The organism is Vibrio sp. B1REV9 (genome assembly GCF_905175395.2).
In the GTDB taxonomy this organism is placed as follows: domain Bacteria; phylum Pseudomonadota; class Gammaproteobacteria; order Enterobacterales; family Vibrionaceae; genus Vibrio; species Vibrio alfacsensis.
Window position 1 is genome coordinate 691,142 of the sequence record NZ_HG992746.1, and the last position, 21,979, is coordinate 713,120.

Annotated in this window: 18 protein-coding genes; 14 read left to right on the forward strand and 4 right to left on the reverse strand. The window is 38.0% G+C overall.

Annotated features, from left to right (window positions below):
* Window positions 1–15: 15 nt before the first annotated feature.
* The 11 genes from KHN78_RS17235 to KHN78_RS17285 all read left to right on the forward strand — a co-directional run bounded on the left by KHN78_RS17235 (window position 16) and on the right by KHN78_RS17285 (window position 13,171).
* Window positions 16–1,434: a lipopolysaccharide biosynthesis protein gene (locus KHN78_RS17235; RefSeq protein ID WP_211917558.1), complete on the forward strand. Its 1,419-nt coding sequence runs from the start codon at window positions 16–18 to the stop codon at window positions 1,432–1,434.
* Window positions 1,431–2,639, forward strand: a complete 1,209-nt coding sequence (locus KHN78_RS17240; protein WP_211917560.1) for a VpsF family polysaccharide biosynthesis protein — start codon at window positions 1,431–1,433, stop codon at window positions 2,637–2,639. The genes KHN78_RS17235 and KHN78_RS17240 overlap by 4 nt, the downstream gene beginning before the upstream one ends.
* Window positions 2,632–3,789, forward strand: coding sequence for a glycosyltransferase family 4 protein (locus KHN78_RS17245; RefSeq protein WP_211917562.1), 1,158 nt, complete (start codon window positions 2,632–2,634; stop codon window positions 3,787–3,789). The genes KHN78_RS17240 and KHN78_RS17245 overlap by 8 nt, the downstream gene beginning before the upstream one ends.
* Before the next feature lie 13 nt (window positions 3,790–3,802).
* Entirely contained in the window at window positions 3,803–5,143 is a 1,341-nt protein-coding gene (locus KHN78_RS17250) for a phenylacetate--CoA ligase family protein (RefSeq protein WP_211917564.1), read from the forward strand.
* Window positions 5,143–6,216, forward strand: coding sequence for a glycosyltransferase family 4 protein (locus KHN78_RS17255; protein WP_211917566.1), 1,074 nt, complete (start codon window positions 5,143–5,145; stop codon window positions 6,214–6,216). The genes KHN78_RS17250 and KHN78_RS17255 overlap by 1 nt, the downstream gene beginning before the upstream one ends.
* A complete protein-coding gene (locus KHN78_RS17260; protein ID WP_211917568.1) occupies window positions 6,216–7,400 on the forward strand; it encodes an aspartate-semialdehyde dehydrogenase in 1,185 nt (394 codons plus the stop codon). Before KHN78_RS17255 ends, KHN78_RS17260 begins: the two co-directional genes overlap by 1 nt.
* Window positions 7,387–8,121, forward strand: coding sequence for a WecB/TagA/CpsF family glycosyltransferase (locus KHN78_RS17265; RefSeq protein WP_211917570.1), 735 nt, complete (start codon window positions 7,387–7,389; stop codon window positions 8,119–8,121). The genes KHN78_RS17260 and KHN78_RS17265 overlap by 14 nt, the downstream gene beginning before the upstream one ends.
* Window positions 8,122–8,214: 93 nt before the next feature.
* A complete protein-coding gene (locus KHN78_RS17270) occupies window positions 8,215–10,386 on the forward strand; it encodes a choice-of-anchor A family protein (RefSeq protein WP_211917572.1) in 2,172 nt (723 codons plus the stop codon).
* 56 nt (window positions 10,387–10,442) lie between these two features.
* Entirely contained in the window at window positions 10,443–11,492 is a 1,050-nt protein-coding gene (locus KHN78_RS17275; protein ID WP_211917574.1) for an acyltransferase family protein, read from the forward strand.
* A gap of 21 nt (window positions 11,493–11,513) precedes the next feature.
* Window positions 11,514–11,963 (forward strand): low molecular weight protein-tyrosine-phosphatase, encoded by a 450-nt coding sequence (locus KHN78_RS17280; RefSeq protein WP_211917576.1) that lies wholly within the window; start codon window positions 11,514–11,516, stop codon window positions 11,961–11,963.
* Window positions 11,964–12,040: 77 nt separating this feature from the next.
* Window positions 12,041–13,171: a glycosyl hydrolase family 28-related protein gene (locus tag KHN78_RS17285; protein WP_211917578.1), complete on the forward strand. Its 1,131-nt coding sequence runs from the start codon at window positions 12,041–12,043 to the stop codon at window positions 13,169–13,171.
* Window positions 13,172–13,238: 67 nt separating this feature from the next.
* Here KHN78_RS17285 and KHN78_RS17290 read toward each other — a convergent pair whose 3' ends face one another.
* From KHN78_RS17290 to KHN78_RS17305, 4 genes are all read right to left on the reverse strand, one after another.
* The gene (locus KHN78_RS17290; protein WP_211917581.1) at window positions 13,239–14,069 is read right to left on the reverse strand and encodes an RbmA family biofilm matrix protein; all 831 of its coding nucleotides are present in this window, start codon (window positions 14,067–14,069) and stop codon (window positions 13,239–13,241) included.
* 383 nt (window positions 14,070–14,452) lie between these two features.
* Window positions 14,453–15,331, reverse strand: coding sequence for a sterol desaturase family protein (locus tag KHN78_RS17295; protein ID WP_211918890.1), 879 nt, complete (start codon window positions 15,329–15,331; stop codon window positions 14,453–14,455).
* A gap of 8 nt (window positions 15,332–15,339) precedes the next feature.
* The gene (locus KHN78_RS17300) at window positions 15,340–16,359 is read right to left on the reverse strand and encodes a DUF2804 domain-containing protein (protein ID WP_211917583.1); all 1,020 of its coding nucleotides are present in this window, start codon (window positions 16,357–16,359) and stop codon (window positions 15,340–15,342) included.
* A 203-nt stretch (window positions 16,360–16,562) separates the two neighbouring features.
* Window positions 16,563–17,033 carry an OsmC family protein gene (locus KHN78_RS17305; RefSeq protein ID WP_211917584.1) on the reverse strand — a complete coding sequence of 157 codons (471 nt, stop codon included), beginning with the start codon at window positions 17,031–17,033 and terminating at the stop codon, window positions 16,563–16,565.
* 197 nt (window positions 17,034–17,230) lie between these two features.
* On the opposite strand from KHN78_RS17305, the gene KHN78_RS17310 reads away from it, so the two are divergent.
* From KHN78_RS17310 to KHN78_RS17320, 3 genes are read left to right on the forward strand one after another with little or no spacing between them, the layout of a single operon-like run.
* The gene (locus KHN78_RS17310; RefSeq protein WP_223917821.1) at window positions 17,231–18,208 is read left to right on the forward strand and encodes a transporter substrate-binding domain-containing protein; all 978 of its coding nucleotides are present in this window, start codon (window positions 17,231–17,233) and stop codon (window positions 18,206–18,208) included.
* Window positions 18,208–20,829, forward strand: a complete 2,622-nt coding sequence (locus KHN78_RS17315) for an ATP-binding protein (RefSeq protein WP_223917825.1) — start codon at window positions 18,208–18,210, stop codon at window positions 20,827–20,829. Before KHN78_RS17310 ends, KHN78_RS17315 begins: the two co-directional genes overlap by 1 nt.
* Window positions 20,830–21,975: an EAL domain-containing protein gene (locus KHN78_RS17320; protein ID WP_211917586.1), complete on the forward strand. Its 1,146-nt coding sequence runs from the start codon at window positions 20,830–20,832 to the stop codon at window positions 21,973–21,975.
* The last annotated feature ends 4 nt before the right edge of the window (window positions 21,976–21,979 follow it).

Consider the following 21,979-nt stretch of genomic DNA (forward strand, 5'->3'; position numbering starts at 1 on the left):
AACAGGACCTAAATAATGCTAGGAAAGCTATTAACCTACTCACCAGTCCAATTATTTTCATCTATAGCAATTTTTTCATTAATCGCAATTCAAACTAGAATTCTCGGTTTAGAAGAATATGGTCTTCTATCTGTCTTCATAGTGATTAGTGAGTTATTAAGACATGTGACATCACAATGGATAATTTCAACTTTACTAAGATTTTACCCATCTGCAAACACAATCAAAAGAAATCAACTCGCATCAACACTATTTATTTTACTTCTCTTATCAACAAGCCTAGTAGCAAGCTTATCTGTTCCCATTCATTTATTTATATCCAAAGAATATTTAACCTCAGGTGAACTTAGCTCGATTCTACTACTTTCAATATCTAAATCGATATTTTTCTATTTTGTAGAACTAAGAAGATTGAATGAGGATAAAAAAAGATATCAAATTGCTTTCATTGTTCAATCATTGAGTTCAGTCGGAATATCTATTTTATTATTAAAAGAGAATGCTAGTGTAACATTAGCCATCATAGCTGTTAGCTTGAGTTATTTTATTGGTGCTTCAATTGCGTTTTTCAAATTAGCAAATACTAAGTTATCTACACGAGAGGAGCTTATTGACATTATAAACTACGGGATACCTATAATTTACACTGGTATAATTTCCATTCTCGCAAGTAGAATAGACAGGCTCGCACTTGCCTCTATCATAGGACTTGAAGCGGCTGGCTTATACTCGGCAGTATCCAATTTAGTGACAGGAATAATATCCCTAATATTCATGGTGATCGCTTTACCACTGTATCCAGAAGTTTCCAAACATTCAGGTGACAAAACATCTCTTTTTAAAGCGCATAAAGAATATCTGAATTTATTACTTATAGTTGCTGTTCCAGCGCTCGTCGGTTTGATACTCGTGCAGAATCCACTTATACAAACATTTGTTGGTGAAGAGTTTTCTACAATTGGTATAGTTGCATTTTCATTAATATCCTTATCTGTTTTTATTTCAAATATTCAAATTCATTATATTGACCACGGGCTACAATTTACAAACCAAACAAAGTACTTACCTTTAGTATCTTTAGTAAAGTTAGGATTTAGTTTTACAATGTTTTATATTGTTTCCAGTTCCTTAAATTTTCTAGAGATTGCACTAGTTAATTTATTTGCATCGGTCATATCAATACTCCTTTCAATGACACTAGCTATTATCAAAGGTTTTAAATATAAAAAAACCGTTGTCTTGGGTAAAGTCTTAACTTCATCTATTTCAATGTCATTAGTTATTATTTTTATAAGCCATTATCTAATTGGATTTAATTACGAGTTACAACTAGCCATCCTTGTAATTTCTGGTGTTATTTCATATTCACTTCTATCCTTATTACTAAACGTAAATAACATTAAAGACACACTTTCACGATCGAAAAAATCATGATGCAAAGAATTATTTATCGATTACTATTTATTTCTATAGTATCATCTTTCTTTCTTGGGAATTATGTTCTTGAGAATATTGGTGTCCCATATGTTTCTAATGGCGGTTCACCTGTTTTTAAAATCCACATTTATAGTTACATAATAATTACATGCTTTATATTCATATTATATTCTCAAGGAGTGAATAATATCTTGTTACAACTTGGTGATATGTGGCGTTGCTGGCTTTTAGCTATGACCTCTATATCTACCATTATTTTCTATGGCATGTATAGATTTGGAAGTTCAGGAATGGCCTATATGGTAGATACGTTTTTGGTACCATTTCTATTTTTTTCTTTAGTCATGTTCCTGTCTAGAAACGAAAGAGATAAACTAGTAGATTTAATATTATATTTATTCATTATAAATTGTATAATAGCAATTGTGGAATACCTAGCAAAAATTAGTTTGGTTGGAGCGCAATTTTCTAGCTTCTCTCACTTCCGCTCAACAGCTTTAATTTCTCATCCTTTAAGTAATGCACTCTTTACTGCAGTAATCTCAATATCTTTATTTATAAGTTATAGGTCTTACTTACCAGTTTTACTTTGTATTAGCACATTATCTCTTTTTGCGTTTGGTGGCAGAGGTTCAATGGCTGCATTTTTAATTGGGTGTCTATTACTCTATTTGCCCTTTCTTTTCAGAATATTAACCGGAAAAGTGAAAGTACACAGATATAAGTTTTCAATTTTACTGTTTTTTTCTTACATTCTCGTTTATTTACTTGCGTACATTTTAATTGAATCAGGAATAACTAGTAGGATTATTGAGAAACTATATATAGATAACAGCGCTACAGCACGGTTTGATGTCTTTATTCTTTTAGAAGAAATGAGTTTATTAGAACTTATATTAGGTGCATCTCATGATTTTCTTGATAATATATTTTACATTTCAGGAGTATTAGTAATAGAAAATTATTTTATCGATTGGATTGTGAAATACGGTCTGATTTTTGCAGTATTTTTTTCCTTAGCAATTTATTTCTTTATGTTAAGAGCATCGTCAAACTATACGCATTACATTATGATATTAGTGCTTTGGGTTGCTTCAATAACTAACAACTCTCTAGGGACAAAAACACCGATACTAATATATGTTTTCACACTACTCGCCGTGGAATATAAAAATAAATATGAGGAAAGTAAGAATGACTAATGTACTATTTGTCCCTGGTTTTGTTTGTGACACTTGGTCACCAATAGAAAATTATACTCTTGAATTATGTAAATTAGTTAATAGTAACGTAAATGTAACGTGGCTTGTTCCAACTATAAATAATAGATTTAATATTTATAAGAGACCAAATATTAAAGATACTTTACAACAACCACTCTATGTAACTAAACTGAAAAAAGAAAACTTTGATATACTGGAGGTTGATCTACATAAATTTAACATCTTTCATAACTATTTAATTCTAAAAAAAATAATACAATCAAAAAACATTGATACTGTTTACGTCCAATTTGGATATGAACGATATATGATTCCAATTATTTCAAAAGTTTTGGGATGCAAGGTTATTTACCACGAACATGGATATCCACCAAATTTAAAGTATCCGTTATTGAGACATCACTTTTACAATAATTTTGTTGATAGTTTCTTAACAATTTCAAATTTCGTAGCCAAAGAACTTCCTTCTTACAAACCAATCGAAGTAGTCCATAACTCAATTGATACTCTGGATGAGAGTCAAATAATTTCATATAAAGAGCAATCTAAGGAACTACGTAACAATATATTAAATGGTAATAGTGGTAAAATTGTAGTAATGGTCGCTGCTTTTCGAGACATGAAGAGACATGACCTAGCATTAGAAGTTATTTCTAACGTGGTATCAAAATATACAGGCAATATTAAGTTTGTATTGTTAGGCAGTGGGTCTCTTTACGATAAATATAAACATGAAACTATAGAACGTGGATTAGAACATTGCGTTCTCATGCCCGGACATGTTGACAATGTCACAAGTTATCTAGCAGCGGCAGATATCAGTATGTTAACTTCGCTAGCAGAACCATTTGGAGTATCCTTGATTGAGTCAATGAATATGATGTTACCGACGATGTCGTTTGCGTCAGGTTCTGCTCAGGAAATTATTATAGATGGTCATGATGGTGTCCTTATAGAATTAGCTAACACTGAACAATATTCAGACAAGATGTTACAAATCTTGAATTCTGAATCTTTATGCAAAAATCTTGGTAAAAATGCTTATCATTCTACAATAAAGAACTTTGCCCATGAAAAATGGAAAAAAGACATTAAAATTTCATTTTTGAAGTTAGTACAAGAATTATAATTCGAGGGTTCATATGTTTAACAATAAACTCTACTTTTTGTCACCTACATTACTTCAAAGTTGTATTATTTCATTTCGAGCACTAATTCGAAAAACACTGAGGGAGGGGAAAGAACAAATTAATGTACTAAATGAAATAGAAAAAAATGACTTTAATCACAATCAACTTACGGCCTATTCATCTAAAAGACTGAGTTACATTCTTAATCAAGCATCAAATAACGTACCTTTCTATAAGCATATTGCCAAAAGTAAAAACGACTGGTTAAACGACTTCCCTTTTATAAGTAAGTCAGATTTTAGGCAGCACGGCGAGCAGTTTATGAATGAATGTCCTCCTAAGTTTATCGTTTCTGGTGCTACGAGCGGCACAACCGGTGCACCTCTCGTCATTAAGCAAAACATGGAATCAGTAATACGTGAACAGGCTTTTGTCGCACGTCACCTAAAGTGGGCAGGATTCGTTCAAGGTGATAAACGTGCTTGGATTAGAGGAGATATGATCGTCCCGTTAGAGCAAAAGAACGGAGCGTTCTGGCGCTATTCATGGTTTGAGAACATGATTATGCTTTCATCTTTCCATATGTCGCCTAACAACTTGCAAAGTTACATTGATGCGATGGTGGAGTATGGCGTGCAAGTGATACAAGCATACCCTTCATCGATTTTGACTCTCGCAAAACATCTCGAAACCAACGACCTTTACTACCCTAGTGACTTAAAATCAATTGTGACCTCTTCTGAGTCGCTCAGTTTAGAAGACAAACAGCTCATCGAAAGACGCTTTGGATGTACAGTGTATGATTGGTATGGGCTATTTGAACGCGTAGCAGCCATAGGGAGTTGTGAACACGGACGCTACCATATTTTAACTGATTATTCTCACGTCGAGCTTGAGGACGTCGGTGATGGGCGACATGAAATCATAGGCACCAATTTTAATAATGATCTCCAACCTCTCATACGCTATAGAACCGGCGACCATGTGTATTTATCAGATGAAACCTCTTGCCCTTGCGGACGAGTTTTTCCAATTATAGATCGCATTGATGGCCGCATCGGAGACTACTTAATCGGTGAAGATGGACAAAAAGTTCATATCTTAAATCATATTCCAAAAGGCGTTAAAGGCTTGATTGCAACGCAATTTAAGCAAGATCATCCAAACCAAATTGAAGTTCAAGCTGTCGTTAACGCTCAAGTTTTTGATAAACAGCAAGAAAGTATACTTATAGACAATACAAAAGCTCGTCTAGGTAGATCTATGGATGTATTTATCACTATTGTCGACAAAATTCAAAAAACAAAAAATGGTAAAACTCGCCAGGCTATTTGTACAATCAAGGACATGTAATGAGGAAAAAGATCAATATAACAGTCGCGACAGGCATGCAAGAGATGGGAGGTGTAGCGACTGTTCTTAATGTTCTCAGCCGCGGTTTTAATGACAACTGGAATATGCGTCATATAACTACACATACAAACCATACATATTGGTTCGGGTTAAATAAGATTTTCCTATTTTTATTTTCCATTATTAAACTTTCTTACTATCTAACCTTTTTTAACGTTGGCATTGTCCACATTCACATGGCTTCACGAGGAAGTTATAAGCGTAAGTCTGTAATTATACGCATAGCTAAATTATTTCGGGCCAAAACCATTCTTCATCTCCATGGTGCTGAATTCCAAGAGTTTTACAATAACGAATGTTCTTTTAAAAAACAGGCGCATATTCGCAAGACTTTCGATCTCGCCGATGCTGTCATTGTATTGTCTACGCAATGGCATTCGTGGATGAAAACGATCGTTGGTGACCCAACTAAAGTCCATGTTATCTATAACGCAGTTGATACCCTAGATCTCAACCGAAGTAATATTGACCAAGGACGTATTCTATTTCTCGGACGACTGGGGGAACGCAAGGGGGTAAAAGATCTTATTGATGCATTTGCAATCGTCTTAACAGAATACCCTGATTCTCGTCTTACCCTAGGTGGTGACGGCGATGTAGCGACTTTCAAACAACAAGTAAAAAATTTAGGTATTTCTAATAGTGTTGACTTCCTAGGCTGGGTTGCTGGCGAGCAAAAAAAGATTTGGCTAAGTAAAGCGGATGTCTACTGTTTGCCGAGCTATAACGAAGGGTTCCCAATGGGCGTACTTGAGGCTATGTCCGCAAATATCCCTGTCGTCGCTTCAACCGCCGGCGGTATTCCAGATGCAATTGAAGACAGTGTTGATGGCCTATTAATCGAGGCAGGTGATGTTGAAATGTTAGCGACTCACTTAAAAACTATGATCAGCAATCGTGACTTAAATGCTGCCTATTCTGCCAGCGCAAAAAAGAAATTTATTAATAATTTTAGCAAGCAAGCAGTGTTTCCTGAGTTAGATAAGATTTATACGGAGTTAATGAGTAAGTAATGGAATTTTATGATCAGGTCCAGGCGATTTCAAAAAGTACGCTCGAATCCGCTAAGCAAAATAATTTTACTGGTTATGACCCTTTTGATAGTTTGAATAGTAATTTATTCAAACTATTCCCTAGCCTAAAAAAAGGTATCTTTGGCTTAGCATGGATTCAATTTAACAAGCGCTCAATCATTAATATTAGGCCCTTACTTGGTGTACCCAAAAAACGCAACCCGAAAGGTGTGGCTCTTTTTTTAATGGGTTTACTTGAGGATTACCAACACAAAAATGATGACAACTATCTAAATCAAGCCCTAGAGTTAGGTGACTGGCTGCTCACACAGCAAAGTGATAGGGATGTATGGAAACACGCTTGTTGGGGCTATCATTTTGACTGGAAAGCTCGCGCGTTTTTTGTACCAAAAGGCAAGCCAAATGTTATCACCACTATTTATGTAGCGCAGGCATTATATGCACTGAGTAAGATCACTGGCGAAAACAAGTATCGTGAACCCGCTCTTGATAGCGCCAACTTTATCGTGAAAAATTTATATACCGAATTGGAAGGCCGACGATACTTCGCTTATATTCCTGGTGAAGATGCTTTTGTTCATAATGCAAGTTTATGGGGAGCAGCTTGGGTAGCTCATGTAGCTAGCCTTACAAATAATGATACATATCGCAATTTGGCTGTTGAAGTTGCTCATCAATCAGTAAAAGAGCAGCTACCTAACGGGTCATGGGTTTATGGCGCTCGCCATCATCATCAATTTATTGATGGATTTCACACAGGCTACAACTTAGAAGCTTTACATCTATTAAGTGAGTCACTACAAATAAGAGATTTTTCTGAGGCTATTAATAAAGGATTAAAGTACTACAAAGAACATTTGTTTGAAGCCGACGGCACTGCTAAATATTACAATACCAATAAGTACCCACTTGATATGCACTGCGTATCTCAAGCGATTTTTACCTTAATAAAAGTAGGACAATCTGACGAAGATCTCTCGTTTACTAAGAAAGTAGTAAAAAAATCTATCGAGAACTTATATATTCCTGAAAAAAAACACTTCGCATACCAAAAGCATCATCACTTTAGCAATAACATTAACTATATAAGATGGACCCAAGCGTGGGTTTACTATTCATTTTCATTTCTAAATAACTATGGTTCCTCACATGAAAAGGATTGATTTTCTCGGCTCACCAATGGATGTGGCCACAATGTCAGATACAGTATCCCACATTGAAAACAACGTAGCGCAAGGTAATTTCTTACAACATGTTGTCGTCAATGTAGCAAAAATCGTCAACATGCAAAAAGACGCAACCTTGGCTGAATCTGTCAAAGCCTGCGATGTGATAAACATTGATGGTATGGGCGTTGTTTTTGGCGCACGCTTTTTAGGTCACGATATCCCAGAAAGAGTTGCAGGTGTCGATCTCTTTCATGAACTCCTAAAAATGAGTCAAAAGCGCGAGTTTCCAATCTTTCTACTCGGTGCAACAGAAGAAGTGGTTACTCAAACAAATAATAAAGTGAAAGCGCTCTACCCTAACTTAACAGTCGCAGGATACAACAACGGCTATTTCTGGGATGATGAAGAAGCCGTTGTCGCCAAAATCAGAGAATCAGGCGCAAAATTACTCTTCGTAGCCATCACCTCCCCTAAGAAAGAAAACTTCATTAATAAGTGGAAAGATCAACTGGGTGTCGATTTTGTCATGGGTGTCGGTGGCACTTTTGACGTTGTTGCAGGAAAAGTAAATCGTGCTCCTTTATGGATGCAAAATTCTGGTTTAGAGTGGCTTTATCGTGTCATTCAAGAGCCTAGAAGAATGTGGAAGCGTTACTTAGTCACAAACTCCAAATTTGCTTGGTTATTAATTAAAAACAAACTCTCAAACAACTAATATTTAAATCACAAACATTACCTCCCAATATATAAAAATATTTATTCCAATGGTCGTTGGCAAACTACTTACGCGATTATTTTAAGGATTGAAATGAACAAATTAATTAGTACAAGCCTTGTGCTTTTTAGTGCACACGCATCAGCAATACCAACTCAATACAGTGCTTTGGTATTCGACAATTTTAACTCTCCTCATTCTGCTAGTATGGGCGCGTTAGCTGTAGGCAATCATGCCAATTTTAATGGCTACAGCATTATGTATGACAATGTGGAATTTCCATCGAATAGTTATTCGCTTATTGTTGGTGGCGATCTTTCTTTCAAAGATGGCAGAATCTACCAAGGAAGTGTTGCTGTCAAAGGTGACATGTCGAAAGTATCAGACTCAATTTATTTGGGCTTAGCCAGTGGAAGCAACATCGAAAATATGGCTAACTTACCCATTAATTTTGATAAGTTGCAAAATAGTAGTTTGGAGTCTTCGTCGAAGCTTAGCCAATTAGAAAACATCGGAACCGTCAGTTTTCAATGGGGTGGATTATATTTGGACGGAGATTGTCAAAGTAATGTTCAAGTTTTCAACCTTGATGGTTACGTTTTGGAGAAAGCACACACTCTTGCACTTAACTGTGTACCAGAAGATGCAACCATTGTTGTAAACATAAGTGGCGATAAACCTAACTTTAAACCCCTAAGCAACATTGGCTTAGCTGACTTCACTCCCCACAGACAACGAACTGTATTCAATTTATTTGAAGCAACCTCTTTAAGTATTTCAGGAGTCGCTCTCGAGGGGCTCATTCTCGCCCCTAAAGCTGATATCCTTGCTCCATCCGGTTCTTCTAATGTAGGTATCATAGCCAACAGCTGGTCAGGATCCATGTACTTAGGCTATCAACCATTCGAAGGCGAACTCCCTATCGACAAAACACCTGAACCGATCGATGCTCAACTCAAGTGGCACTGGCAAGGTGGTGAGTTCATGCCAGACTATAACCAAGTCATGGGAGCCCCTCTAGTTGCACAACTCAATGACGATAATAAAGATGGAAATATCGATAGTCTTGATACTGCCGATGTTATCGTTGTCACCTTCAAAGGAAGTCAATACACCAAACCAGGAGTGGTAAGAGCACTTAGCGGAGTTGATGGGACAGAACTTTGGGACTACAAAAATGGACCGGTATTCTCCGACCCTCGCTTTACTCCTGCGTTGGCTGATCTTGACGAGGATGGCATCGTTGAAATCGTCGTTTCAGACAAATCTATCGATGAAATTCGAATCGTAAGTCATGAGGGAAACATTCAAAAAACGCTACCGAAGATTGATAACAAAGTCGGAAATATTAGCATTGCCGATCTCGATGGTGACGGTGTAGCAGAAATCCTTGCAGGTACCTCTGTATACAATTATTCATCAGGATTGCTTTACACACTCGATGGTTGGAAGCCTGACTATACCGTGTTTGATGCTGATGGCGACGGTATGCAAAACTTTGTTGCAAACGGCAGCCTTTACGATGCCCACGGCAACATTCTTTGGTCATACCAAGGGCATGATATGGCTTGGTTCTCATCGGTGGCCAATTTTGACCAAGATGAATATCCTGAAATCGTTGTCTCAATTCCGGGGCTATTCTCAACCTCTCATACAATTGCAATGCTAGAACACGATGGAAGCATTAAATGGGAAAAACGTAACATCCCAAACAATGGTGGTGGCGCACAGGCGATTGGCGAGTTCTTAGGTCCTAACAAGCTTGGCATTGCATATGCGGGATATGAAAAATTAGTCATGCTAAACCCACTAGGCGAACAAGTCTGGGAAGTCACTGTCGATGATTTTGGCAGTGGCAAGATTGGCGTGACAGCTTTTGATTTCAACAGAAATGGCCGTGATGAGGTAATTTACCAAGATCACAACGAAGTCGCGATTTTAGATTCACTCTCAGGCAATGTTCTCTTTAAAACTGCCAACTCCACTGGAACACTCTGGGAGTACCCAGTGGTCGCAGACTTAGAGGGTGATAACAATGCAGAGCTGATCGTTGTTTCCAATGACTACTCTTCTAAGTGGAATACACATAAAGGAGTAAGAGTATTTGGGGCAGGTCAAAACTCTCAGCCTTGGCAAGGGGCCACTCGTATTTGGAACCAACATTCTTATCATCAAACGAATATCGAGCAAAATGGAACATTACCGAAAGCATTGAAAAATAGCTGGGAGCTTAATAATTCCTACCGAAACAGTACTCTAAAGTAAATCGATAACAATCTTGTTTTCATAGGCGGCTTAGTCCGCCTTTTTTTGGATATAAAATGTATTTGACCTCTTTCAGTTATTTTCGAGCCATTGCCATCATATTCATTGTTGCGGGGCATTTATATAAAGCAGCAGGCATTCAATTCGACCATTTCGCTAACATACTTGTACAAAATCTCATTGCAGGTGGCACTTCACTTTTTGTGTTTATTTCAGGCTTCTTATTTTTTCATGTTTTTTGTCAACATTTCAATTTTAAGGAGTTTTACAAGAAAAAACTCAAATACGTACTCATCCCTTACCTTATTCTTGGTTTCTTACCACTTCTCTATCATGTTCTTAGTTTTAAAGAGGATTGGAATGGTTTTTTTTACCCTCAAGGTGATGGCATCATACAGATGTATCTCATCCCTGCACTAAAGTACTATGCTACTGGTCGGTTTATGGCTGCATATTGGTACATTCCATTTGCCATCACTTTGTTTATGATGTCACCTCTTCATCGAAGATTTGCTTATATTAAAGCAAGCCATCAAATGTTGATTATTTTATCCTTAAGTGTCATCGCTATTTTCATTCACCGCCCGGTAGATAACCTGTCCATGATACAGAGCTTGTTTTACTACACACCTGTCTATCTTCTCGGCATTTTTTGCTCAGTTCATTACGAGCGTTGTATTCATTTACTAAAGGGGTATGAAGTGCCTCTACTTTTAGTAGTGATATCTCTAGCCATAACTCAAACTGTGTACGGGCATATCGGTAACTATCACAAGGAAGCGTTCAATTTCGCAGGGATTGATCTTGTGTATGTACAAAAAATAGCGTTATGCTTATTCTTTATGATCTACTTGAAACGCTATGACCATAAAACTAATAAGGTTATTGAACTCATCGCATCAACAAGCTTTTCTATTTACTTTCTGCATATATATTTTGCGTGGTCAATTGGTATTTTAAACAACAAAGTTAATCTTGGGGTTGATAATGGAAGTTGGATTACGTATTTAACTTTACTGGTAAGTATTACTGGCATCTGCATAGCGATCGCCTGCCTCACCAAAAAGTTAATTCCTAAATACAGCAGATATATTATAGGCTATTAACGAAAACTTAGGATAAAACTAGTGTTCAATCGTATTCTTGTCGTTTGTACAGGCAATATCTGTCGATCTCCTATAGCTGAGACGTTACTAAAGTCAGCATTACCTAACCATATCATCGAATCTGCCGGCATCCATGTTCTAAACAATAAATTGAGTGGCGCGAGTGCTCATCAATATTCTCAAGAGGTGTGTATTGAGCATGGTTTTAACCTATCACACCACTCCGCCAGACAGCTCAACTCCAATTTATGTGATCAATTTGATTTGATCTTAGTAATGTCACATGAACAAATTGAAGAGGTTGCAAGCATATCTCCCCGATCACGGGGTAAAACGATGTTATTTGGGCACTGGATTGGTCAAGGAGAGATTCAAGATCCGTTGAATCGTTCAAAATCAACATTTGACGCGCTTTTTCTAACACTTCAAAGTGCAACAAATTCTTGGAAACGAAGGCTTTTGTCACAATAATTTTATTTAATATTCTTTGGTAAAATATAAAAAGCTAATCTACGGTTAATTCTGACATATTAAAACATGGATTATTTATGACTATTAAAAAGACAGCATTACTCGCATGTCTCACGTTACTTTACCCACAAATTACTTTTGCAAATTTTTCGATTATAGACTTTGGTGCGATCCCTAATGATGATATAGATGATAGTGCAGCATTCAATCATGCGCTCCAAACGCTTTCAGAAAATGAAACTCTCTATATACCTCCGGGTAACTACACGCTTTGCGATACCGTCTATATCATAGAAAAAAAAGGTATCTCTCTATTAGGTTCTAAAACAGCAAAGTTAAGTAAATGCCCAGGGTTTGATGGGGAATACTTGATGTATATAAAAAACTCCTCTGGATTGAGCATTTCCGGGATAAACTTTCAAGGGCTCGTGAATGGCGGAGATACGCCAAATTGGGGAAAGCAAGGCTTATATCTCGCAAGCATCACCAATAGTATTATCATTAATAATACCTTTGTGAATTTCGGCGATGCTGCACTCAGGGTAACGACACGTGCGAATAGTGATGCTATTGAATCTAGCAATATCACTGTAGTAGGCAACACATTCTCAAACTGTGCTCAAGTCACGACGACTCAGGCAACGAAAAACTCAAATGTAGCAGGTGCACACAACATCACTTTTAAATCAAATGAATTTGATAATTGCACGTTGAAGCTATCAGCTCGCAAGAAAACCACCGGAGCGGTCGTCTCGGGAAATTCGTTTAAAGACATCAGTGGAACAGCATTAGAAGCCAGTTACTACAGCAATATTTCTATTTCAAACAATAAGTTCGATAATATCCAGGGTTTTTTGATCAACATTTACCCAAATTCACGAGCACAAGAACAAGTGAAATGGAGCAACATATTAATTGATAATAATAATTTTAACAGCGCTACATTGGGTATTAGGTTACAAAGCTTTTCTGATTCTGAAACACCTAGTGAGGCAATTCAAAATGTCACGGTCAGTAACAACCGGTTCGATAAAGTAACCTGTGAAGGAACGAACAATGCCCACTACAAAAAACTCATAAGAACCTACAGCAAACATCCGTCATTATCATTTGAAAATGTACGCATAAGCAACAATACCATGACCCCAGATCAAGGGTGTGATTATTTAAAAATTGATCACAGAGACAAAAACGTTGTGATTGACTAAAATTGAACAAACAAAAAGGCCCTAATCAGGGCCTTTTATATAAAAAACGGTCTATATAAAAACAACGCTACAAGGCGCCTTTAAATACATTCAACTCAAAATCAACTCGCTCACCTGAGCCTGTTTCAATAAATTGAGGTGTAATAACATATTCGCCATCTGGGTAAGCGGCATCAAGCCAAAAACCACGAACAATCATTTCTGTTTCATTCGGCTCAATTGTTTTAGTTACACGTGAATACACTGGAATATCAAAACCATTAGAAGCAACTGCGTTTACCCAAAACTCAACTTCAACAGGCTGAGAAGTGGTATTTTCAATATCCATCGAGATCAACGCGTAACCACCGCCAGGACCAAAATGATCAGCACTTAACAATTTTGACTGTATTGACAATCCACTTGTCTTCTTACCTCCATCAGAGTCGATACCTTTAGTAAACTGTACAGACTGTTGGAATTTTTGACTTGTGTCAGTATTCACCCCTTCAACGCTGACAACATATACACCATCGCTCATGTAGTCACGCACCCAAATACCACGTTTAAAGTTTAAACTCGCCCCTTCTTCTACATTGTCAGTATCAACCTCAAAGTCAGAACTATTGGTGCTTACTACCGCTTTCGCAGGAAATGATAACCCTTGCGGCCCATCCACAGAAACCCAGTATTTAATATTCGCATCAGTCTCGCCAACATTTTTCATACCGACTTCAGCTACGAGGTAATCACCTTCAGATGGGACTTCTTCTTTATTCAAGTTTAAAGATATATCTAACGCAAAGAACTGAGCTACATCTACATTATCCGCTGCATTTGCAGTAAAAGATGATGTGGAAAGTATAACTGCAGCAAGTAAAGGCTTATAGCAAACGTCCATAATGGCTCCTAAATTCATCCAATATAATTTCAATAAAAGGCACTATTTGACGATTAACACATTAAATACAACTCAACATCAATTAATTAATGACAAACGCTATAGTGCACTTAATATATGATGTTACCGTAATCCATATATACTGCATAAAAAAATTTACTTTCAAATTTGATATTCTCATTTTTAGGATAACTTTCTCAACTAAATTAATTTATAAGTCCATCAGTTAGCTAAGTTGAATGATATTAATACTCAGATAAATATTTATTTTTTGAATGTTACTTTTAATTTTACTTTATAAAATAGAAGAATATTCTTTTGTTATCATTAATCAAGCTGTATTTTCCTTTAAGAATATGAGAATCAAAAAAGAGACAAATATCTCCTTTGTAAAACCATTCTTAACTTTGACTTTTATTTTTCAAAGAATAATCATCCGAGGGTGCTGCAAACAAACACTTCCAACGCTGTTGTAATGTTAAGTTTGGACGAGTCGCTTCCTTGAGCATATCTCTCCATTCTGAGAATGTAACAGTGATAGGATTAAAACTATTTACAGGCTTTGATATCCCGTAACGAACAGTTTCAACTTCTAGCTCAAACGTACCAAACAACTTATCCCAAATAATCAATATTCCCGCATAATTCTTGTCTATATATTGCTTATTGAGGCCATGATGAACACGGTGATGCGACGGAGTATTGAAGACCCATTCAAATGGACCCAATGTTCGTATCGACTGAGTATGCACAAAAAACTGCAATCCGAGGTTTAAAAGTACAACAAACACCACCCACTTGGGTTCAAAACCAATAATTACTAACGGTAACCAAAATAGCCACATTCCAGCCAGTGGGTACATTAAGCTCTGCCTGAACGCAGTACTAAAATTCATCCGTTCAGAACTATGATGAACGACATGTGCCGCCCACATCCAGCGTATGCGATGACTTGCTCGGTGAAACCAATAATAAAAGAAATCTTGCAGTATCATTAAAATTAAAAATGTTGATATCGTCATATCAATATCGAACAGCCGCCAGTTAAACCACCAAAGGTATAACTGTGAAATAAATAGCCCTGCGATAATATCCGATGCCTGATGAAATGCAGCAAGAACAAAATTACATGCAACCTCTGGCCAATCGTATTGCGCGTTTGGGGGCAATCGTCCTCGCCTTTGCCCCATAAAGTACTCTGCTAACATACAGAAGATAAACACTGGAGCTAACAACATCAGGAGTAACTCCGGTGTTTGAAAAACTCGCTCCCATTCCATAACTTCAATTACCATTTCGCATAGTGATCTTCTGTTAGACCAACCACGCGATCCAAATGATGTTTCTTGCCATGGTCATCTATGATATAGCCAGAAAAGTGACCAATGTATTGTCTAAAGTTGCTCTTTAAGAACCATAGATTCTTTTTCTCCGACCTCTGATTTAAAGGACTGAAAGTCAACTTCACTCGTAGATCTTGAGATTTAATCTGCCAACTAGCATTGGGGGCTTGCCGGGAAAACTGAAACGCGACGGGGGGTAATAAGTGCCTTTCCCCATCCACCCAAAATACATTCTCACAGAACCCTGTCTCGTTGACTCCTGCCGCAAGGTTCAAGCCTATCTTTCGTTCATTACTTATATGATTGATACTTGCCCAACGCCAGCTTGTTTCTCGCCTCATATAACCGGCTGAAAAATCGTATCCTCCAGTCGCTAGAGTGATGTTTTGCGCAACCCCATTAACGAACAACTCCCCTTTTATCCCAAGTGCATTGTGTTTTTGGGTATATGTCCATCCTGAATATCCAGTCGGAGTACACAACATTAAAGGCAGACTATTTTTAGAGGGCATTAACTGAATGTCGGCCTTAAGTAATTCTGTTGAAACTTGTATACGCCAATGGCTTTCATGAACTGAAAACTGAACAGTATGATTGGCAAGTTGTGCCAAGCTTGACCAACTTGATGGTTGTGTTGAGTACCCGATATTTAGCGGCCTCAACCATTGTTGCTGCATCAGCTCATTGCGTTTAATATCAAATACGTAACAAAAACCAGAAGCCAGATAGCGAATGTCAGCAATCGCAACACCAATGACATATTCAGGCGTAGTAACAGAAACAAATTGGAACTGCTTGTAGGCGAAGTGTTTACGCCATTTTGAAGCAGGCTTATCCATTTCATTAGTGTAATGAAATGCGTCTAGTTGAAGCCCTTTCGGGATCGCGTTCAAATGCCCAAACTCAGGTAGGCCATCGTCTTGAATAAATGACGTGTAAATACAATTTGATTTTTTTACTTCCATGTTAAAGTGCTCTTTAACCAAATCTAACTCATTTTAATTTTAACATTGCATTAACAATATAAGTTTGCGCTAAAGCACACCAAGTCACTTCATAGAATTAGTCATAGAAGAGTTTTGTGAACTAGATCGTTAAATTCATTCATCAATTCACAGTCTTTAGAGTGATGTTTCAAATCCTTTGAGCTAGAAAACCGTGTTCTAAGTTAATCAATCAAAATTTTGGTCTCGATTTCCGTCTTAACAGAATTTGCGATAAAACAATGTTCATGAGCGAGATGATGCATTTTCTCTAACTGTTTCTTACTGGGCTGCTTGTCGTCAGAAAAACGTACTTTTGGATGGAGAATAACTTTAGAAATCCAACTTTTCTTATCTTGCCTCTCACTTAACAATCCTTCCGCTCTATCTGTGTATGACTCAACGACAAAACGCTGTTTGGCAGCAATAGAAAGAAACGTCAACATATGACAACTAGATAACGCAGCAACGTAGGCTTCCTCTGGGTCAACGTTCTCCGATACAGAAAGAGGAATCGGCACAACTGAAGGCGACGGTGACGCTGGAATGATTAATCCGCCATCAAACTCCCATGTGTGTGCACAGCTATATTGATTGTCAGTAAATAATTCGAATTCCTTTCTTTGCCAACGTATTGACGCTGTGTGTTTACTCATATCCTATCCATTTTTTGTGTAATGCAAGAAGCCAGACAAAAAGAACGTTAAATCAGCATGTTGCGATGAATAAAACGCAATGTCATTCATCACTAATACTTGTCGAAAGGACAAACAAAGTCAATTGGCTAACCTAATGAAAAACTATACTATTTCGCTCCTTTTTTAATCATTCGCCCCTGAGACTTTAAGAAAAAGTGTTACGCATTCCTCATCTATTTATTTTACTTTTTTTCTTATCTTTCAATGTATTGAGCAGTGAATTCCTAACTGAACATGAAAAACAGTATCTAGAAACAAATGGAACATTAAAAGTTGGGGTGCTCGATGGTAACTGGTTACCTTATTGGGGGGATATTGAATCAAAAAAAGGCATCAACATTGAATACGCAGAAACCATGCTCAACGAGCTTGGTGTAGAAGCGGAATACGTTCCTTTTAAAGATCTCGATACGCTATTTTCAGCATTAGAAATAGGTGAAATCGACCTATCGGTAGGGTTTGTTGTCACCCAAAATCGGGCACAACGTTTCCTACATTCAAAACCTATTTTTCAAACGCTACGCCTTTACTGGCTAAGAGACTCTGAACTCGCTTCCAAACCTTTGGAAGACCTCAAATGGGTATGTGTAAAAAACTCTAGTGCCTGCGATCAAATAAAGTCTCTCGGATTTAAACACATCCATACTGCCCACAGCACCCCTATGCTAACTGCTTCGCTTAAATCCGGAGCAACTGATGCGGCTATCGTTGGCCTTTCATCTCTAAACTCGTATGGGTTTAAAACCGCGAACGGTGAACTCATCGGAAAAGTTCTGTACGACAAAAGATTGCAGCCAGGTGAAGTCACCATTTTCACCCCTAAACAAGCCCCACAGTTGATGACAATCATCAATAAGTACATTGAACATTCAAAAGTCTCAAAACGAAGCCGAGAAGACATCGAAGTTAACATCAATATCCTACACAATGAATTGATGATACAAATTCTTGAAGAGCATCGTGGGCGAAAAAACATTCGCTACACCATCAGTGACAATTCATATCCTATGTCTTACCTCGACCCTCAAACGGGAGAGCTAAAAGGCTATGTGCATGATTTAATGAAGCTTCTTGAACAAAAAAGTATGCTTACGTTGAATACATTGATGCGCAAGGTAAAGACGTGGACGTAATGCTTAAAGAAGGCTTTGTCGATCTCTTGCCTGCTAGAAATATTGCAGCAACAGACTATAGCCATTTCAGAGTCTCCCTCCCTCTCAGCCATTTAAAATTTGGGTACATAGAATCACTGAACGATAACGCTAAAAACGGTGTTGCGATACTGGATCGATCAGGTAACTTTTACGGACATTTTTTAGCGAACGAAAAGTACAACTCAGCACCCGTTTACCGTGAATTTGATGCTTTAATGGATGCATTTAAACGCGGTGAAATATCGCATGCCTTTGTCAATGAAGCCTTGATCGACAATTTATTTTACCAAGGACAAGGGAGTGAATTTAAACCAACTAGTGCTCCTCAAGATATCGACTTGAGAATCCCTCTCGGTATGGAAGTTAGAAAAGACTCCGATCTATTGCTTAAGTTAATCAACACTGTACTCAGCATCACTACAGAGGCAGAACTTGAGCAATTAAAAGCAAAACATGACAAAGTTACTGTAAATTATGGGATCGAAAAAGGAAGAGTGATCATCTGGGCACTTGTCGGTACGTGTATTCTTTTGGTCGCATTTATCATCTACATTTTGAGAACATCCCATCTAACGCGAACGATTAAACGTAAAGAGTACGAAACGCAACTTCGCCAACAACAAAACCGCTGGTTAAACTCAGTGCTTGATCAAATTCCAAACATGATCTTGATCTCTGACGCTGAAAATAAACAAGTGCTTGCAAACAAGCCTTTTCTCAACCTTTTATCGCGCTGTAACAAAGATACAAGCATCTCTGAAGCAGAGCGGGCTCACATTCTAAGCTTGATTCGAAATGACAAACACAGTGATGTGATGGAAACATCGGCTGTTTGCCAATTGGGCGACCAACATTTCCAAGTTCGAAAACAAACCTTACTCAATCCGATTGAGGGCGAGCAATATAATTTAACGGTTTTCGACGATATTACCGAAATAAAACTCAAACAACTCGCATTAAACGAGTCAAATAAAAAAGCTATTCAAGCCATTGAAGCGCGAAATCACTTCTTAGCGGTGGTCAGTCATGAGTTGAGAACACCAATTGCTGCGATTTTGGGGTTAATGGAATTACTGGAGCCTGAACTTGAAAGAGATCAAAACAGAGAGTTACTGCGTAACGCAATGTTGTCGGCTGAACGCTTAAAACTGCATGTGAACGACATTCTCGATTTCTCTAAAATCGAAGCAAACCAGATTCAACTCGATATACAATCAGGCAACATATATCAAGAATTGTCACCTATTTTACGCAGTTTTGAGAAGATTGCTGAGCAACGAGGGCTTCAGTTTATCGCTAATTGGCAACCCACGCCTTATGCATTTGTTGAATTAGATTGGTTGCGTATTAACCAAGTGATGAACAACTTAATCAGTAATGCCGTGAAGTTTACTGAAAACGGCCAAATCACTGTCGACATTCACGTTCGCCAAGATGAGTTGCAGCTAGCGGTCACAGATAGCGGCTGCGGTATGACTGAACAGCAGCTCAAATCCCTATTTTTACCTTTTGTACAAGGTGACAAAAGTGTTAGTCGCAGATTTGGTGGCACTGGGTTAGGAATGTCGATTGTAAAAAGCCTGGTAGAAATCATGTCGGGTACGATCGAAGTTCAAAGTCAGTTAGGAAAAGGATCAATTGTTGGCGTCCGTATTCCTCTTGTTAGTCAGTTACTAGATCTAACAGGGCTTGGGCCTATCTATACACAAGACAAGCAGATACAGCGTTGGTTAAATGCATGGCAAGTGACCGCTGACGAATATGAACTGAAACATCATATCATTACTTCAGAACTCCATTACTCGAACACGTATCCAGATTACATTTATCAGCAGTTAGAAATGAACGCTGCAATGCATGATTTGATCGAGGATAATATTGAGCTTAACAAAAGCAGTCTAGTGGTGGTGGTTGATGATGATGCAATTAACCGCCTACTCTTCATGAGACAATTTGAAAAAATTGGCGTGCGTTGCACTGTTTTCAATAGTGCTCAACAAGCCATAAACTGGCTAGAACAAACATACAAAAGTGATCAAGTTCCACCCGTTAGTCTTATCATTTCAGATTGTCATATGCCTGAACTGAGTGGTTACCAATTTGCTCAACAATTAAGTAAAGATACTCGTTTCTCTACAATTCCGATTGTGGGTTGCACCGCCGAAAATTCCAAGAACGTCATCGAAAAAGCGAAGACATCTGGCATGGCGCAAATTTTATTTAAACCCTATACACTCGAAGGATTACGAGAATTATGTGAACAGTACCTGTCAGTAGAACTACAGACAGTTAACGATGAGGATTGGCTCAATACATATACCGATGACGAAAAGCGAGAAATGGCTGTCGTCGTTTGTGAATCATTGAGTGCAGACATAGCGTTGATCGAATCGAATGAAGAAAGCTTGAAATCAATAGCACATCGAATCAAAGGCTCTGCTGCCGCACTAAATTTAGTGTCATTAAAAAAGAAAGCACTACAATGTGAAAAATTATTCGACACACCGCAAGAGCAACAAGCGAAAGATGCTCTACTGATAGAATTAAGAACAATCGTCGCCAATACATCTGTATGGCTACAAGTGAGTGAGAACGGTTAAATGAATATCCTGATTGTTGAAGATGATCGTTTACAAGCCGCAAATCTAAAAATTTTACTGAGTCGTCATATTAAAGGCACGATTTCCACTATACACAGTGGTTCACAAGTCGCACAGGCATGCAAAGAGAATGAGATTGATCTCATGTTTTGCGATATTAATCTACCTGGAATCAATGGCGTAGATTTACTCTCGACACTGCCAGAAGCAAACCGCCCTAAAGGAGTGGTTATTCTAAGCGCCATGAATCAAGATGTTGTCGACATCACTTACAGTATGTGTCTATCGGCGGGCTACTATTTTGCTAGGGGGTTAGCAAAACCCATCTCTAGTGAGCAACTTCAGCAAGTCTTGACCGATTTTGACAAACAAACGAAACAAACCAAAACCAGCTACATCACTGAACCGTTAAGTACAGACGATATAGAACGCGCATTTACTAACGGGTGGTTCGTTAACCATTATCAACCTCAATACAAAGTATGTACCAATGAACTCATTGGCGTTGAGGCTCTGGTTCGCTGTCAGCACCCTGATAGAGGCTTACTCAGCCCAGCATCATTCTTGAGCATACTAAACCAAGAAAATCAACAGGATAGATTGTTCTGGGTTGTTTTAGAAAACGCACTCAAAGATATGACATCACTGAACGGGGGTTTACAGCTTTCAGTTAATATGAATCAAAAATCACTGAAAGTGCCAATGAGCGAACGCTTCTTCGAACTGTGTCAGGCGTACCAATTAGCACCAGAATATATTACATTAGAGCTCACTGAAGACGAGGTCTATGACTCAGGCGTCACTTCGTTAGCAAACCTTGCAAATCTACGTTTAAAAGGCGTTGGTTTGGCGATCGATGATTTTGGTACTGGTTATTCATCTTTGAGTCAACTTGCCGTATTGCCTTTTACAGAGCTAAAGATCGATCAGCAATTTATTGGTAACGCCTTGTTAAACTTCAAGAGCCAACAACTCACCATTTCAAGTTTACAATTGGCCAAGTCACTCGGTCTTCGTTCTGTGGCTGAGGGTGTGGAAGATGAAGATACGTTAGCCTACTTACGTCAGATTGGCGTTGATTTGTACCAAGGCTATGTTGCTTCTAAACCTGTTCCAATCGAAGAACTAAAAGCATTACTACAGTAATGCT